Origin of the sequence: Hwanghaeella sp. (assembly GCF_965227365.1) — a bacterium.
Lineage (GTDB): Bacteria > Pseudomonadota > Alphaproteobacteria > UBA8366 > Aestuariispiraceae > Hwanghaeella.
In genome coordinates, this window is sequence record NZ_OZ245754.1 from 4,798,380 (window position 1) to 4,814,773 (window position 16,394).

At 61.3% G+C, this 16,394-nt stretch carries 12 protein-coding genes and 2 pseudogenes; 12 read left to right on the forward strand and 2 right to left on the reverse strand.

Annotated features, from left to right (window positions below):
- Positions 1-78 precede the first annotated feature (78 nt).
- Positions 79-2,712 carry a DNA mismatch repair protein MutS gene (gene mutS / locus ACQK2G_RS21990; protein WP_425407688.1) on the reverse strand — a complete coding sequence of 878 codons (2,634 nt, stop codon included), beginning with the start codon at positions 2,710-2,712 and terminating at the stop codon, positions 79-81.
- 259 nt (positions 2,713-2,971) lie between these two features.
- Between mutS and ACQK2G_RS21995 the strand changes: the two genes are divergently transcribed.
- The 9 genes and pseudogenes from ACQK2G_RS21995 to phoB all read left to right on the forward strand — a co-directional run bounded on the left by ACQK2G_RS21995 (position 2,972) and on the right by phoB (position 13,852).
- Positions 2,972-5,233 (forward strand): NADP-dependent malic enzyme, encoded by a 2,262-nt coding sequence (locus tag ACQK2G_RS21995; protein ID WP_425407183.1) that lies wholly within the window; start codon positions 2,972-2,974, stop codon positions 5,231-5,233.
- 85 nt (positions 5,234-5,318) lie between these two features.
- On the forward strand, positions 5,319-6,533 hold the full coding sequence (locus ACQK2G_RS22000) for a sensor histidine kinase (RefSeq protein ID WP_425407184.1): 1,215 nt from the start codon (positions 5,319-5,321) through the stop codon (positions 6,531-6,533).
- A 290-nt stretch (positions 6,534-6,823) separates the two neighbouring features.
- Positions 6,824-7,861 (forward strand): PstS family phosphate ABC transporter substrate-binding protein, encoded by a 1,038-nt coding sequence (locus tag ACQK2G_RS22005; protein ID WP_425407185.1) that lies wholly within the window; start codon positions 6,824-6,826, stop codon positions 7,859-7,861.
- 301 nt (positions 7,862-8,162) lie between these two features.
- On the forward strand, positions 8,163-9,545 hold the full coding sequence (pstC, locus tag ACQK2G_RS22010; RefSeq protein WP_425407186.1) for a phosphate ABC transporter permease subunit PstC: 1,383 nt from the start codon (positions 8,163-8,165) through the stop codon (positions 9,543-9,545).
- Between the two features lie 82 nt (positions 9,546-9,627).
- Positions 9,628-10,080: pseudogene (locus ACQK2G_RS22015) on the forward strand (DUF3333 domain-containing protein); the annotation flags it as partial.
- Between the two features lie 534 nt (positions 10,081-10,614).
- Positions 10,615-11,424 (forward strand): annotated as a pseudogene (gene pstA / locus ACQK2G_RS22020) (phosphate ABC transporter permease PstA); the annotation flags it as partial.
- Between the two features lie 86 nt (positions 11,425-11,510).
- Entirely contained in the window at positions 11,511-12,320 is an 810-nt protein-coding gene (pstB, locus tag ACQK2G_RS22025; RefSeq protein WP_425407187.1) for a phosphate ABC transporter ATP-binding protein PstB, read from the forward strand.
- A 31-nt stretch (positions 12,321-12,351) separates the two neighbouring features.
- On the forward strand, positions 12,352-13,104 hold the full coding sequence (gene phoU, locus ACQK2G_RS22030; protein ID WP_425407188.1) for a phosphate signaling complex protein PhoU: 753 nt from the start codon (positions 12,352-12,354) through the stop codon (positions 13,102-13,104).
- A gap of 55 nt (positions 13,105-13,159) precedes the next feature.
- Positions 13,160-13,852 carry a phosphate regulon transcriptional regulator PhoB gene (phoB, locus tag ACQK2G_RS22035; protein WP_425407189.1) on the forward strand — a complete coding sequence of 231 codons (693 nt, stop codon included), beginning with the start codon at positions 13,160-13,162 and terminating at the stop codon, positions 13,850-13,852.
- Positions 13,853-13,876: 24 nt separating this feature from the next.
- Here phoB and ACQK2G_RS22040 read toward each other — a convergent pair whose 3' ends face one another.
- Positions 13,877-14,578 (reverse strand): NnrU family protein, encoded by a 702-nt coding sequence (locus tag ACQK2G_RS22040; protein WP_425407190.1) that lies wholly within the window; start codon positions 14,576-14,578, stop codon positions 13,877-13,879.
- 122 nt (positions 14,579-14,700) lie between these two features.
- Here ACQK2G_RS22040 and ACQK2G_RS22045 point away from each other — a divergent pair, with 122 nt between their 5' ends.
- The 3 genes from ACQK2G_RS22045 to ACQK2G_RS22055 are packed head-to-tail and all read left to right on the forward strand — an operon-like array spanning position 14,701 to position 16,394.
- Positions 14,701-15,060: a hypothetical protein gene (locus ACQK2G_RS22045; RefSeq protein ID WP_425407191.1), complete on the forward strand. Its 360-nt coding sequence runs from the start codon at positions 14,701-14,703 to the stop codon at positions 15,058-15,060.
- A gap of 12 nt (positions 15,061-15,072) precedes the next feature.
- Positions 15,073-15,396 (forward strand): DUF3253 domain-containing protein, encoded by a 324-nt coding sequence (locus ACQK2G_RS22050; RefSeq protein WP_425407192.1) that lies wholly within the window; start codon positions 15,073-15,075, stop codon positions 15,394-15,396.
- 53 nt (positions 15,397-15,449) lie between these two features.
- Positions 15,450-16,394, forward strand: a complete 945-nt coding sequence (locus ACQK2G_RS22055; protein WP_425407193.1) for a DMT family transporter — start codon at positions 15,450-15,452, stop codon at positions 16,392-16,394.

Here is a 16,394-nt window from a genome sequence, read left to right on the forward strand (position 1 = left end):
GGAACCTAGTCGACTGAGAGGATTTTGGCGAGAGTCGTTCTAAACTGGATAGGTTAAGGGATTACGAAGAGCGACCAGTCAATCGGCATCCTTCAGCATTCGGCTCAAGCGGTACAGCGCATCAAGGGCTTCGCGCGGCGTCAGGTCGTCCGGGTCTATGCCCTCCAGAACCTCCAGCGCCGGATGCGGGGCGGTGTCGGCCGCCTCGCCGGGCGCGGTTTTCGGCTGTGCGGCGGCCTGAAACAGCGGCAGGTCGTCGATCAGACGGGTCACGGCGCCCGATTGTTCGCCGCGCTCCAGGGTATGCAACACTTCTTCCGCCCGGGCGACGACCGGGGCGGGTAGGCCCGCCAACCGCGCGACATGGATACCGTAGGACCGGTCCGCCGCGCCGGCGGCGACCTCATGCAGAAACACCACTTCGCCCTGCCATTCCTTGACGCGCATGCAATGCGGCGCCAAGGACGGCAGCCGTTCGGCGAGTGCGGTCAATTCATGATAGTGGGTCGCGAACAGGGCACGGGACCTGGCCGCATCGTGCAGATGCTCGACGCAGGCCCAGGCGATAGACAACCCATCGAAAGTGGCCGTGCCGCGGCCGATTTCGTCCAGGATCACCAGGGATCGTTCGGTAGCCTGGTTCAGGATCGTCGCGGTCTCCACCATTTCGACCATGAAGGTGGACCGGCCGCGGGCGAGATCGTCCGACGCGCCGACCCGGCTGAACAGGCGGTCGACCACGCCGATCTCCGCTTCTTCCGCCGGCACGAAAGCGCCCGATTGAGCGAGAACAGCGATCAGCGCGTTCTGGCGCAGGAAGGTACTCTTACCCGCCATGTTCGGGCCGGTCAGCAGCCATAGATGCCGATCGCGCGACAGGTCGCAGTCATTGGCGACGAAGGGCTGCTCGCCATCGCGGGCAAGGGCGGCTTCGACCACCGGGTGTCGACCGCCGACGATGCGGAAGCTGAGATCGTCTGTCACTTTCGGGCGGGCGTAGCGTCGCTCCTCGGCCAGATCCGCCAGGGCCGCGGCCCAGTCGAGCCCGGCCAGCGCCGCGGCGGCGAGGCCGATTTCCGCCACCCGCGCGGTCACTTCGCCGATCAGGTCGTCGAACAATTCCTGTTCCAGCGCTTGCGCCTTGTCGCCGGCTTCAGAGATCGACCGCGCCAAATCACCCAATTCGGGGGAGTAATAGCGCATGGCGTTGGACATGGTCTGGCGGTGGATGAACGCATCGCCCATGCGCGACGCATGGCGGGACGAAATCTCAATGAAGTAACCCAGCACGTTGTTGTGCTTGATCTTCAGATTGTCGATCCCGGTCTCTTGGCGGTAACGGCCTTCCAGCCCGGCGATGAGTTTGCGACTGTGATCACGCAGGTTTCGGACCTCGTCCAGATGCGGGGCATAGCCCGCCCGGATGAAACCGCCGTCCCGGGTGATCAGCGGCAAGTCATCGGCCAGCGCGCGGGTCAACCGGTCGACGAGCACGTCGTGCACGCCGAGGTCGCGCTCAGCCTCAGCCAGCAGGGCGGGCAGAGGCGCATTTTTGCCCAATAGATCCTTGATCGAGGCCGTCAGGCCCAAACCGTCGCGAATGGCGGCCAGGTCCCGCGGGCCGCCCCGGCCGACGGTGATGCGTGAGAGGGCGCGTTCAAGGTCCGGTGCACCGCGCAGCACGGCCCGCAAATCGTCCCGTAAGGCGGCCTGTTCCAGGAAGAAACCGACGGCGTCGTAGCGCGCCTCGATCGCCTGCCGGTCAGTCAGGGGGGCGGACAGGCGGTTCGCCAACAGGCGGGCGCCGCCGCCGGTGACGGTCCGATCAATCGTGTCCAGCAGGCTGCCGGCCCGATCGCCGGACAAGGTACGGGTCAATTCCAGGTTCCGGCGGGTCGCCTGATCGATCTCCATGATCGCGCCCGCATTCAGCTTCCGTGGCGGGGACAGGTGCGGCACCTTGCCAACCTGGGTCAGCCGAACATAGTCCAGAAGCGCGCCCGCCGCGCTCAATTCCGCGCGCTCGTAGTCACCGAAAGCGTCCAGGGCGGCGACGCCGTATTGTTCCTTCAGCCGCTTCTCCGCGTTGACAGAGTCGAACAGGCTGTCCGCCTGGATCGCAAGCTCGTCGCGCCAGTCGGCAAACAGATCGTAAAGGTCCTGCCGTTCGGTCAGGCGCTTGGGCACCAGCAGTTCACCCGGGTTCACGCGGGAGAGGACGGCGGCGACCGACCCGTCCACGACCGATTGGACACGGAAATCGCCGGTCGAGACGTCGAGCCAGGCCAGCGCCATGCCGCCGCTCGCCCCCCCGCCCACCTGGGCCAGCGCGGCGAGATAATTGTTGCTGCGTGCATCCAGCAGGGTGTCTTCGGTCAGGGTGCCGGGGGTCACGACGCGGACGACGTCGCGCGCGACGACCGATTTGGAGCCGCGCTTTTTCGCCTCAGCCGGGTCCTCGGTCTGTTCGCAGACGGCGACGCGGAACCCCTTGCGGATCAGCCGCGACAGATAGGTCTCGGCCGCATGCACGGGCACGCCGCACATCGGAATATCCTGGCCGTCATGATGCCCGCGCTTGGTCAGCGTGATGTCCAAGGCCGCCGCTGCCTGGACCGCGTCCTCGAAGAATAATTCGTAGAAATCGCCCATCCGGTAGAACAGCAGGCAATCCGGATTTGCGCCCTTTATGGAAAGATACTGTTCCATCATCGGCGTAACCTTGGCGGGTTTGGCCGATTGCCGGTCTTTTTGTGCGGTCTTGGTCAAGGCTTCGTCTTGGGCTTCAGGCATGGTCTTTGGAGACTACACATTCAGTGACGGTGTACAATTGGTCGCTGCCAGGGTCGTCCGGCCGGCACCGTTCATGGGGCTCTACCCATCCAACGCTGTTCTTGCAACCGGGCGCGACCCTCGGCTTTATTGAAGTAACTGAACAAACTTAGAAAGTCCGACGGAGGGGTTCCCCAAAATGGCAAGCGACCGCATCACCGATCAGGAAGCGTTGCAGTTCCATGCGACCGGCAGGCCCGGCAAAGTGGAGGTCACGCCGACCAAGCCGCTGACCACGCAACGCGAGCTCTCGCTTGCCTATTCCCCGGGCGTGGCGGTGCCTTGCCTGCGGATCGCCGAAGACCCCACGGCGGCGTACGATTACACGGCGCGCGGCAACATGGTCGCGGTCATCTCGAACGGCACCGCGGTGCTCGGCCTCGGCAATATTGGGGCGCTCGCCTCCAAGCCGGTGATGGAAGGCAAGGCCGTGCTGTTCAAACGGTTCGCCGATGTCGATTCCATCGACCTCGAGCTGGATACCGAAGACGTGGACGAATTCGTCAACTGCGTTCGCTTCCTGGGGCCGAGCTTCGGCGGCATCAATCTGGAAGACATCAAGGCGCCGGAATGTTTCATCATCGAACAGCGCCTGCGTGAAGTGATGAACATCCCGGTCTTCCATGACGACCAGCACGGCACGGCCATCATCGCCGCCGCCGGCTTGATCAACGCCCTGCATCTGACGGGTCGCGACATCAAGACGACGAAACTGGTGGTGAACGGGGCCGGCGCCGCCGCGATCGCCTGCGTCGAACTGGTGAAGGCGATGGGTATGGGGGCCGACAATGTCGTCATGTGCGACAGTAAGGGCGTCATCTATCAAGGCCGTGAAGAGGGCATGAACCAATGGAAGTCCGCCCATGCGGCGAAGACCGACGCGCGGACGCTGGAAGACGCGATGAAGGGGGCCGACGTCTTCTTCGGCCTGTCGGTCAAGGGCGCGGTGACGCCCGCCATGGTCGAAAGCATGGGTGAAAAACCGATCATCTTCGCGATGGCGAACCCGGATCCGGAAATCACGCCGGACGAAGTGAAAACCGTGCGCAGCGATGCCATCGTCGCGACCGGCCGATCGGACTATCCGAACCAGGTCAACAACGTTCTGGGGTTCCCTTATATTTTCCGCGGCGCGCTCGACGTGCGCGCGTCGACCATCAACGACGCGATGAAGATCGCGGCGGCCGAGGCGATTGCCGAACTGGCCCGCGAGGACGTGCCGGACGAAGTGGCGGCGGCCTATGGCGGTCGGCGGCTGCGTTACGGGTCGGAATACATCATTCCGGTGCCGTTCGACCCGCGTCTGATCGTCGCCGTGCCGGAAAAGGTCGCCCGCGCGGCGATGGATTCCGGTGTCGCGACACGGCCGATCATCGATATCGAGACCTATCGGTCGGAATTGAAATCGCGCCTCGATCCGACGGCGTCGATGCTAAACCTGATCTTCGACAAGGTCCGGGCCAATCCGCGTCGTGTCATCTTCGCGGAAGGGGAGGAGGAACGCGCCATCCGCGCGGCCATTGCCTTCCGCAGCGAAGGCTACGGCACGCCGGTGCTGATCGGCCGGGAAGACCGGATTCAGGAAATGGTATCGACGCTGGGCCTGGGCTCGCTGGGCGGGATCGAGATCCATAACGCGCGCCTGTCGCGCGAGAATACGCGGTATACGGACTTCGTCTATAAGCGGTTGCAGCGCCAGGGCTTCCTCTACCGCGACTGCCAGCGCATGGTGAACCAGGACCGGAACATCTTCGCGGCCTGCATGGTGGCGATGGGCGATGGCGATGCCATGGTCACCGGGCTGACCCGTAGTTTTTCGGTCTGCTATGACGCGATCACCCAGATCATCGATCCGGTCCCGGGCGAGCGGGTGATGGGCCTGATGGTCGCGATCGTTCGCGGGCGCACCTATTTCATTGCCGACACCAATATCCATACGGTGCCGACCCCGGAAGAACTGGCCGATATCGCGGTAGAGGCGGCCGAATACGCCCGCAAGATGGGGCATGAACCGCGCGTGGCCTTCCTCTCGCATTCGACCTTCGGTAATCCGATGCTGGAAAACGACGATCGCCTGCGTGAGGCGGTGAGCATCCTGGACGACCGTGACATCGATTTCGAATATGACGGGGAAATGTCCGCGACCGCGGCCCTCAATTCCGATCTGATGAAGGAATTGTATCCGTTCTGCCGTCTGTCGGGGGCCGCCAACGTGCTGGTCATGCCGGCGCTGCATTCCGCCCATATCAGCACGCGCATGCTGAAGGAGGTCGGCGGCGGGACGATCCTGGGCCCGATGCTGCGCGGCCTGACGAAATCGGCGCAGATCGTCCCCTTGGGCGCCAGCGTCAACGATTGTGTCAGCATCGCCGCCCTTGCGGGGTATGATTCGATCCGCTGAGGAAATTTCCAAAATCCGTAACGTTCGCCATATATGTCTGTTTTGTCTGACAGGCCGGGTGCCCCGGCCGGGTAAGGATTGAACGGTGAACGAAACTTTTTTGGCCGGATTGGCGATTGGCGTCGGCGCATCTGGGCTGGTTGCCTGGTTGATCATGCGCAAGCGCGACGCAAAGGCGCGCAGGCGCCTGGGGCAGGTCCGTGACGAATTGGAGGCGGCCCAGGTTACGCTGAAACAGGCCGCCCTCGAACACACTGCGGCCGAAGCGCTGGTCGAAAGCCTTCCCGCGCCGCTGTATCTGGTCGATGTCAATCTTCGGGTTCTGCGCGGAAATGCGGCGGGCACGTCGCTGATCGGCAAGGATCTGAACGGGCGGGAGTTTTCCGACGGATTCCGACAGCCGGAACTTCTTACGACCGTGGCCCAGGCCATCACGGACGGGAAAAGCCTGAGCATGCGGCTTGAACTGCCCGTGCCGGTAGAACGCGCCTACCTGGTCCAGGTCGAACCGGTGAAACAGGACGCCGCGTCGGAATTCGAGGAGACCGAAGACGGTGGGGTGCCGGCGGCGCTTATCATGATGCTGGACATTACGCCGGTCCTGAGGACCGAACAGTTGCGCGCGGATTTCGTCGCCAATGTCAGCCACGAGTTGCGCACACCGCTGACCAGTCTGATCGGGTTCATCGAAACCCTGCGCGGACCGGCCCGCGACGATATGGAGGCACAGGCGCGGTTCCTCGGCATCATGCAGGAACAGGCCGACCGCATGTACAGGCTGATCGCCGATCTGTTGTCGCTCTCCCGGATCGAGATGGAGGAGCACAGCGTACCCCGCGGCCGGGTCGACCTTCCCCTGATCGCGCAGAAAGTCAGTGACGGCTTGGCGATCAAAGCGCGTGATCGCAACATGAAGGTAGTGATAGAGGCGCCGGCGAACCTGCCGCCGGTCGCGGGCGACGAGGATCAGTTGACCCAGGTCCTGCAGAACCTGATCGACAACGCGCTGAAATATGGCGAGCAGAATACCGATGTACATGTCCGCGCCGCGGTCAACGGGGAAATGGTGGAGCTCAGCGTCCGCGACCATGGGCAGGGAATCCCGCGCGAACATCTGCCCAGACTGACTGAACGCTTCTACCGGGTGGATGCCGCGCGCTCACGCGAGATGGGTGGAACGGGCCTTGGATTGGCGATTGTGAAGCACATCGTGAACCGTCATCGGGGCAAATTGACGATCACATCGAAACCGTCCTACGGCAGTACCTTTACTATATCATTTCCTGTCTGGAAGAAATGAACCGCGAAAACGCTACATACGTTCCACATATTTCAAAGAGTCCGATAATCTGTATAGACAAATATCTTTTTTATCGATTTTTGCCGAATCCGGCCCCAGCGCAATAAAACTGTAACAAAACATACATATTAAAGTCGCGCTCCCACGGTAGAGCGTGGGCCGAACGGCAGGTGACGTAGCGAAGACATCGTGGCGTGCCTACACGAACGAAGAAAAAGTCGGAGCTATCTTTCCTACCTGTCCGCTCATGACCAGGCACACTATCCACACTAAACTCTGGGGTCCATTCCATGAATCCTCTTCTTAAGACAGTCGCCGTTGCGGCGCTCGGCGTTGTAGCCCTTGCCGGCACCGCCCAGGCCCGCGACCAGATCCGCATCGTCGGTTCTTCCACGGTTTTCCCGTTCTCTACCGCGGTCGCCGAAAATTTCGGCAAGACCTCCAGCTTCAAGACGCCGGTCGTCGAATCCACCGGTTCCGGTGGCGGTCTGAAGCTGTTCTGCGCCGGCGTCGGCGTTGAGCATCCGGACATCACCAATGCCTCGCGCCGCATCAAGAAGTCGGAAGTCGAGCTTTGCGGCAAGAACGGTGTCGCGGACATCGTCGAAATCAAAGTCGGCTATGACGGCATCGTCATCGGCAACGCCAAGTCCGCCACGGACCTGAAGATCACGAAGGAACAGATCTTCCTGGCGCTCGCCAAGGAAATTCCGGATGCCGACGGCAACATGATCCCGAACCCGAACAAGAAATGGAGCGATATCGATCCGTCGCTGCCGAACAGCGCGATCGAAGTCCTGGGTCCGCCCCCGACCTCCGGTACGCGTGACGCCTTCGTCGAGCTGGCCATGGAAGGCGGCGCGAAGAAGATTGAAGCCCTCGCCGCCCTTCGCAAGAAGGACAAGAAGGCTTTCGGCGCCATCGCCCATTCCATTCGTGAAGACGGTGCGTTCATCGAAGCCGGTGAGAACGACAACCTGATCGTCCAGAAGCTGGAAGCCAACCCGAACGCGTTCGGTATCTTCGGTTTCTCCTTCCTCGATCAGAACTCCGACAAGATCAAAGGTGCTGTCGTCGAAGGGTCCGAACCGACCTTCGAAAACATCGCGGACGGCAAGTACGGCGTTTCCCGTTCTCTGTACTTCTACGTCAAGAAAGCTCATATCGGCGTCATTCCGGGTATCGAGGAATATCTCGCCGAGTTCACCAGCGAAAATGCCTGGGGCGACGAAGGATACCTGGCCGACAAGGGCCTGATCCCGATGCCGAAGGCCGAGCGTGAACAGTACAAAGGCGCGGCGAAGGGTCTGACCCCGCTCGTTTTCTAAGACTTGGTTGCGTAGGGCCGGCGCCATTTGCGCCGGCCCGCCGCTTCCGCCGATACATGTATTTGTTTGTCAATTTATCGCAATTCGGGGCCGGATCGCGGCGCCATACCGGGGGCGATTTTCCAATCCGAAAAGCCGGCTGGTTCGAACTCGGGAAAACCAGCGCGGGCATTGCAAAGATACGATTGGGAATTCGGGCGAGTGTAACACGCCGGCATACAAGCCGGATGAATTAAGGCGAAGCGCCGCGCGTTGGCCAGATCATAGGGCCAAAGCGTTATGCGGGGCGAGTGGGGCACAAATGACCGTCTTTGCTGTAATCCTGGCCGTGCTTGTGCTGGCCACCGTCTGGTACAAACTGGGGCAGTCCTATGCGCTGGGGCAGACCAGCGGCCGTGCCAGGGAACTGCACTCGCGTCCCGGCTATTACGGCACCTACACCGCCCTTTGGTGTGCTCTTCCCGCTTTCCTGTTGTTGGCCGTATGGCTGATCGCGCAAAACCCGATCATTACCGGCATGGTCATCTCCAGCTTGCCGGAAGCGCAACAGGCGCTGCCCGAAAACGAGCTCGGCCTGCTGCTGAACGATATCCGGAACCTGGCCACCGGTGATTTCACGCGCGAGAGCGTCGACCCGGATACGCTTGCCGCCGCCGATCGTTACGCGTCGCTGAAATCGACCAGCTTCATTATCATGACGGTCCTGACGCTCTCCGTCGGTGTCGTCGGCGGGTTCCTGGCGCGGGCACGGGTGATGCCCGAAATGCGCGCGCGGAACTCGGTCGAAAGGATCATCATGCTGCTGCTGATCGCGGCGTCGATGATCGCGATTTTCACCACCATCGGCATCGTCCTGTCGCTGTTGTTCGAAAGTTGGCGCTTCTTTCTGCAGGTTCCCTTTCAAGAATTCCTGTTTGGCCTGCAATGGTCGCCGCAGACCGCCCTGCGCGCCGATCAGGTCGGATCCTCCGGCGCGTTCGGCGCCATCCCGGTTTTCGCCGGCACCTTGCTGATCACTTTCATCGCCATGCTTGTCGCGGTGCCGGTCGGGCTGATGTCGGCCATTTACATGGCGGAATACGCGACCCCGAAATTCCGTTCCATCGTGAAGCCGATCCTGGAGATCCTGGCCGGTATCCCGACCGTGGTCTACGGGTTCTTCGCCGCGCTTACCGTGGCCCCGGTGGTCCGCAATATCGGTGAGTCGATCGGCCTGGAGGTCGCCTCGGAAAGCGCGCTTGCCGCCGGCCTCGTCATGGGCGTCATGATCATTCCATTTGTTTCCAGTCTGTCCGACGATGTCATTACGGCCGTCCCGCGATCGTTGCGCGAAGGGTCCTATGGGATGGGTGCGACGAAATCGGAAACGATCCGCCAGGTGATCCTGCCCGCGGCTTTGCCGGGGATTGTCGGGTCCATCCTGCTGGCTGTCAGCCGTGCGATCGGCGAGACCATGATCGTGGTGATGGCCGCCGGCCTTGCCGCGAACCTGACGGCAAACCCCTTCGCCGCCGTGACGACGGTGACGGTGCAGATCGTGACACTGCTGGTCGGCGACCAGGAATTCGATAGTCCCAAGACACTCGCGGCCTTCGCGCTTGGGCTGGTGCTGTTCTTCATCACCCTGTGCCTGAACATCGTCGCCCTGCATGTCGTCCGCAAATATCGCGAGCAATACGACTGATTGAAACGCCCGGTGCCGTTCGCAACGAAGACAGACGGATACGGATCGAGAGAGCAATACAATGGCTGAACTGACAGATACGATGGGCGCGGACGGTTCCAAAAAAGGGATTGCCGAAGCCGTTCAAAAAGGCCTGAAGCGTCGTTACGGCAAGGAAGCCCGTTTCAAGTTCTACGGCCTCGCCGCCATCGGCTTCGCCATGCTCACTCTGGTCGTCCTGTTCACGACGATCATTTCCTCCGGTCTGGGCGCCTTCGTTCAATCCAAGTTGACCCTGGACGTCACTTTTTCGGCCGAAGACATCGATGCCAGCGATATCGGCGGCGGAAACTTCCGCAGCGTTGCGTTCGATGCGTTGCGTGCGGAATTTCCGAGCGCACCGAGCGGTCGACGAAGTCGCCCGCTGACGGAATTGCTGTCCTCGGGCGCGCCCTTCCAATTGCGGGAAATCGCCCTGGCCGATCCCAGCGTCGTGGGCAAAACCATTCCGATTGAAATGACGTTATCGGACGATGCGGACATTTTCCTGAAGGGGAAGATGACACAGGTTGAGGAAGTCCCGGTCCGCGGTGTCGGGTCCATCGTCGGCACGGAAGGAGAGGTCAAGATCGTCTCCACCGCGAATGACTTCCAACCTGTCCTGGCGGATGTGAAACAATCAATCTCCAACATGGCGGCTTCGGAGGAGCGCGAAGTGCAACGCGCCGAACGGCGCTTGGGGGCGATGGAAAACGAATTGTCGACCCTGCAATCGCGATTGCAGAGCGCCACGGGCGATGAGGCGGCGTCTCTTCAGGAACAGATCGACTCTCTCCAGAACGACATTGCCGCCGTCGTCTACGAGCGGGACCAGGCCCAAGCCAGGGCGGCAGACCTCCGCAAGCGCGCGGCCGATCCGGGCGGCCCGGAACCGACGGACAGTTCGATGCCGAGCTACCTCGTCGCGATCAATAACGGCCTGATCAAGATCACATCGGTGAACAACGCGGAAATCCTCGGTGAGACAATCGTTGCGCTGGAAAAGGACGGTGACGTCCAGGGTGACGATTGGAAACTGCTGAAACTGGTGGTCCCGGAAAGCTCCCGCCGGCTGCACGACAATCAGATCGGCTGGCTCTGGACGTTGGAACAGCGCGGCAAGACCGAACAGGCCTTCAACACGACGCTCTTCAGTGCCGGCGACAGCCGCGAGCCCGAACTGGCGGGGATCTGGGGCGCTGCGGTCGGGTCTTTCTGGACCTTGCTTGTCACGTTGGCGCTCTCCTTCCCGATCGGTGTAATGGCTGCGGTCTATCTTGAGGAATTCGCCCCGAAGAACCGGTTGACCGATATCATCGAGGTGAACATCAACAACCTCGCCGCAGTGCCGTCGATCGTCTTTGGTCTCCTCGGCCTGGCGGTCTTCCTGAATTTCTTCGGATTGCCTCGATCGGCTCCGCTGGTCGGCGGTCTGGTGCTGACACTCATGACCCTGCCGACGATCATCATCGCCAGCCGTGCCGCATTGAAATCAGTGCCGCCGTCGATCCGGGAAGCGGCCTTGGGTATGGGGGCCAGCCGCTTGCAGGCCATGACCCATCATGTGCTGCCGTTGGCGCTGCCGGGAATGCTGACCGGAACCATCATCGGCATGGCCCAGGCGCTGGGCGAGACGGCGCCCCTGCTGATGATCGGGATGATTGCCTTCATCGTCGACATTCCGGGCGGTCCGACCGATCCGGCCACCGTGCTGCCGGTGCAGATCTTCCTGTGGGCGGACGCCCCGGAACGCGCCTTCGTGGAACGGACCTCGGCGGCGATCATGGTATTGTTGGCATTCCTGATCACGATGAACCTCTCCGCAGTACTGCTGCGGAAGAAATTTGAAACCCGTTGGTAGGGCATGACCCGCGCGCCCGGCTGGGCAAAAGGACCAAGAAAGTTTCAACAGGCCGACAAGCCTGGGCTTTTTGAAAGGATGGATCCATGGCTGTAACCGAAACCGACACGCAGGCGCCCGCCGCTTCCGTCGCGCCGAAACCTGCGAAGATGAAGGGTCGGGACGTGTGCGTCTTCTATGGTGAAAAACAGGCACTGTTCGATGTGGACATCGATATTGTCGAAAAAGAGGTCACGGCGCTGATCGGTCCGTCCGGTTGCGGCAAGTCGACCTTCCTGCGTTGCTTGAACCGGATGAACGATGTGATCGACAGCTGCAGTGTCACCGGGTCCATTACCCTGGATACCGGCGACATTTACGACAAGGCGGTCGATGTCGTGCAATTGCGCGCGCGTGTCGGCATGGTTTTCCAGAAGCCGAACCCGTTCCCGAAATCGATCTACGACAATGTCGCCTACGGCCCGCGGATCCACGGCCTGGCCCGGGACAAGAACGATCTGGATCAGATCGTCGAGAACAGCCTTCGCCGCGCCAGTATCTGGGAAGAAGTGAAGGATCGCCTCGACCAACCCGGTACCGGCCTGTCCGGCGGCCAGCAGCAGCGCCTTTGCATCGCCCGCGCCATTGCTGTCGAGCCTGAAGTAATCCTGATGGACGAACCTTGTTCGGCACTGGACCCGATCGCGACCGCCAAGATCGAAGAACTTATCCACGAATTGCGGGAAAATTTCACCATCGCGATCGTTACCCACTCGATGCAGCAGGCGGCGCGCGTCTCGCAGAAGACCGCCTTCTTCCATCTTGGCAACCTAATCGAATACGGTGAAACCGAAGAGCTCTTCACGAATCCGAAGGACGAGAAGACGCAAGGCTACATCACCGGCCGGTTCGGCTGATCCGAACGGACGGCAACCCCAGGAGGCGGACATGAAATCGGCTGATCAAAGCGAACATATCGTCAAGGCGTATGACGAAGAATTCCTGCGCCTGCGCAAGATGTTCAGTCAGATGAGCGGTCTGGCGGAATCGCAGTTGGACGGCGCCCTTCGCGCGGTCAGCCGGCGGGATGAGGATCTGGCGACGAGCGTCCGGAGCAAGGACAAGGAAATCGACGATCTGGAAACGGAGATCGATGCCCTGGTCGTCAGAATGCTGGCCCTGCGCCAACCGGTGGCGAACGACCTTCGCTATATCGTCGCCATGTTGCGCATGTCCGCCGATATTGAGCGCATCGGGGACTACGCGAAGAACATCGCCAAGCGTGTGCATGCACTGGCGCAAATGCCGGTCAGCTCCGCCAACCCGGTCAACCGCAGCGTCAACACGCTGGGCCGCTTGGTACAGGCGATGCTGAAGGACGTGTTCGATGCCTGTACGGATGAAGACCTCGAAAAGGCGGTATCCGTGTGGGAGGCCGACCAGGAGGTCGATGCGCTTTACACAAGTATTTTCAGGGAGTTGCTGACGTACATGATGGAAGATCCGCGTTTCATTTCCGCGGGAACCCATCTGCTTTTCATCGCCAAGAATCTGGAACGGATAGGCGATCATGCAACGAATATTGCCGAGACCCTGCACTATCGGGTCGACGGTAAACGGTTGGGCGATTCCAGGCCGAAGGAAGACGACACGAGCGTCATGGTTGTCGGGGGTCCGGAAGGACCGCCGGAAGCCGCCTGACAGGGCGGCGGCCTCCCAGGGCCTGGAACAAGTTTAGGACAGACGAACTTTGACGATGAAGCCACGTATTCTGATCATAGAGGACGAAACCGCCGTCGTGACCCTTCTGCGCTACAATCTAGAGCGGGAAGGTTTCGAAGTCGATGTGGCCTTGGATGGACGGGAAGCCTTGATGGCGGTGGACGAGAACCCGCCGGACATCATTCTCCTCGACTGGATGCTTCCCGAAGTGACCGGGATCGAAGTCTGCCGGCAGTTGCGCCGGAAACCGGTCACGAAATCACTTCCGATCATCATGCTGACCGCGCGCGGCGAGGAAGCGGACAAGGTCCGCGGCCTGGATGCGGGTGCCGACGATTACGTCACGAAGCCGTTTTCTCCGGCCGAACTGACCGCGCGGGTTCACGCCCTGTTGCGGCGTGCGCGCCCGGTGCTGGCGGACGAACAGTTGATCGCGGCCGATATCAGTATGGATCTGGCCGCACACCGGGTTCATCGGGATGGCGAGGAAATAAAGCTGGGCCCGACAGAATTCCGCCTGTTGCGGCATTTCCTGGAATATCCGGGCCGGGTCTTCAGCCGCGAACAGCTTCTTGATGCGGTCTGGGGCCGGGATGTCTATGTCGAGCCCCGTACGGTGGATGTCCATATCCGCCGGCTTCGCAAGGCCCTGAACAATGACGGCAAGCTCGATCTGATCCGCACGGTTCGGTCAGCAGGATATGCCCTGGAACCCGAAGGCGCTTAAGGGCGCGCCCCTTTCTGGTTTAATTTACCCGACCAGGGGCACGCCCGCGAACCATTGGTGGCCATAGGCAAGCGCCGCATAGATCGCGAGCGCCAGCACCACGCGCGGCAGGCCGATGCCGCGCCAATCCAGACGGGTCCGCCGCTGCAGAATCGCCAGGAAGGGGATGACACTGGTGGTCAACGCGATGGGCCCCCATGCGGCGCCCATGCTGTGGCGTCGACGCATATCGATATGATAAATGCCCCCGGCGGCAAGGATGAGCATCCCGCCGAACAGGATGATCGACGCCAGATCGCCATTGGCGAGAAGATGGCCGACCGCCCAGACGATGACGCCGACCAGGAACGGGTGCCTGGTGACCGTCAGGATGCCTCCCATCGGCTGCGGATCGCCCGCCAATTTGTCGCCGCCGACCGCGGTCGGGCTTTTGGTCGTCACGCCGACAACAAGGAAGAACGCGCCGATCAAGACCAGCAGAAAGGTCAGGTGGCGCATACCGGGCGGCGGGATCCAGACATCGATATAGGGCGCCGCGCCAAAGGCCAGGATGGTCCAGGCAAGGCCGAGTGTGGCCAGCAGAGAATAGACGATCCGGAACGGACCTTCGCCGATGGCACCGATCAGTGCACTGCGGACCGGCAGGCTGGACAAGATGAAATGCCCCAGGACGAAGGATCCCGTCGCGGCGGCCAAAGCCTCGATCGTCCCGGTCAAAATTGACATTTATGCATCCCCCGGCCGTTCCTTTTACCGTCCAACATAGGGACGCGCGGTGCCGCATGCCATACCCGCCGGACATCCTTTCGCCGCAGGGTGCATGGAATAGGGTACATGGAGCACGGTGCATGGAGCACGGTGCATGGACAGGGAACCCGGCCACGGGCATAGTCGCGGCGATGTCGCTCTTGGCCAGTTTGCAGCGCCTTTTGTCCTTCGGCGGGTCGGCACGGCCGACAACCGAGGAATTCCAGCGCGTGATCCTGACGCATGTTTCGATGCAGGGTCCGGTGGTGCTGGCGGAGATCGGCCGAACGTCCTTCCCGTCGCTGGAGTTGGAGATGCGGCGATACGGACTTGTAGAGGCCGCCCAAATTCTGGTTAACCGTGGCGAAATAACGGCGAGCCGAAACGGCGCCTCCGTCGATCCCGTCAATACTGACTGGACGGATGTGGTCGTCGCTCAAAAAACACAAAAGAAGAGATAAGGTATACCGACGATGTCGACCGACGATGATTTCAAACTGGACCCCGTGGCGGTCGAAATTCTGGGATATTTGCGCGACGTACCGGCGAACAAGCCGGTCAGTGCCGAACAAGTCGCGCGCAGCATAGCGGACAAGGCCGCTTCAAGGACGGCCAAGGAAAAGCCCAGCCCCAATGCCTGGCGCAAATATTTCCAGGCCGTCAAGAACCAGGCATTCCACCTGGCGCGCATCGGGCGGATCGAAATCACGCGAAAGGGGGCTGCTGTCGCCCCGGACGACCTGAAGGGCCTGTCCGGCGTATGGCGTATGCGTCTTCCCGGCAACACGGAATCCTGATCGGTTTCACGGCACCGTTTTCTTCAGCCGTTTTTCCTGGGATCGACGATATAATGTCTTCCGAACGAACCGGCGGCGGTGCTGCCGCATCGGCCGCAGTTCTGCCCTCGCCCGCAAGCAACAAGGAATTGTACCTGCTGGGCATCTCCTTCTGCGTCCTGTGGAGTTCCGCCTTCATTGCCGCGAAGTTCGGACTGACGGCCGCGCCGCCGCTGGCCCAGTTGACTATCCGTTTCCTGTTCGCCGGTGCATTGCTATGGGCCGGCATGATCGTGATGGGCAAGAAATGGCCGGTGGCGCGGCGAGACGTGGTGACGGGCATAACACTCGGCGTGTTGAACAATTCCGCTTATCTCGGGCTATTTTTCATCGCCATGCAGACGATCACCGCAGGAATGGCGGCTCTGATCGCCGCTCTGACGCCTTTGGCGACCGTCTTTCTGGCCCAACCTCTTCTGGGGGAACGGGTTAGCAGAAGATCGCTTCTGGGCGTCGCCTTGGGTCTGGCCGGGGCCGGGATCGTGCTGCGGGACCGGGTGGGAACGGGAATCGACGACCCCACCGGCATCGCCCTTGGCTTCATCGCAATGCTCTGCCTTACATCGGGCACGATCCTCTACCGTAAACGGGGTAGCCATACGGATCCGTTCGTGATGAACACCATACAGACAATAGCGTCCGGACTGGTTCTCATCCCTTTCTCGCTGTTGATGGAGGATTGGGGAACGATCCAGTTCAACGCGACGTTTTTCATGGCCGTCGCATATCTCGCCATCATGGTATCCGTGATCGCGTTGCTGATCTGGTTCCGGATGATCCGCATCGCGGGGGCAAGCCGGGCAAGTGCATTCCACTTCCTGAATCCCGGCCTGGGCATGCTGTTCGCCTTCTTGATCTTGGGGGAGCCGGTCAGCGCTATCGATCTCGTGGGGCTGCTGCCGATCGTGATCGGGATCATCCTCGTAACCTGGGTTCCCGGGGGCGGAAAAAAGGTCTGA

Coding starts and splice junctions, on each gene's coding strand:
- ACQK2G_RS22005 (WP_425407185.1), top strand. CDS start 6,824: ATGAATCCTCTTCTTAAGACAGTCGCCGTTGCGGCGCTCGGCGTTGTA.
- ACQK2G_RS22055 (WP_425407193.1), top strand. CDS start 15,450: ATGTCTTCCGAACGAACCGGCGGCGGTGCTGCCGCATCGGCCGCAGTT.
- ACQK2G_RS22050 (WP_425407192.1), top strand. CDS start 15,073: ATGTCGACCGACGATGATTTCAAACTGGACCCCGTGGCGGTCGAAATT.
- ACQK2G_RS22045 (WP_425407191.1), top strand. CDS start 14,701: ATGGAGCACGGTGCATGGACAGGGAACCCGGCCACGGGCATAGTCGCG.
- phoB (WP_425407189.1), top strand. CDS start 13,160: ATGAAGCCACGTATTCTGATCATAGAGGACGAAACCGCCGTCGTGACC.
- mutS (WP_425407688.1), bottom strand. CDS start 2,712: ATGATGGAACAGTATCTTTCCATAAAGGGCGCAAATCCGGATTGCCTG.
- ACQK2G_RS21995 (WP_425407183.1), top strand. CDS start 2,972: ATGGCAAGCGACCGCATCACCGATCAGGAAGCGTTGCAGTTCCATGCG.
- phoU (WP_425407188.1), top strand. CDS start 12,352: ATGAAATCGGCTGATCAAAGCGAACATATCGTCAAGGCGTATGACGAA.
- ACQK2G_RS22040 (WP_425407190.1), bottom strand. CDS start 14,578: ATGTCAATTTTGACCGGGACGATCGAGGCTTTGGCCGCCGCGACGGGA.
- pstB (WP_425407187.1), top strand. CDS start 11,511: ATGGCTGTAACCGAAACCGACACGCAGGCGCCCGCCGCTTCCGTCGCG.
- pstC (WP_425407186.1), top strand. CDS start 8,163: ATGACCGTCTTTGCTGTAATCCTGGCCGTGCTTGTGCTGGCCACCGTC.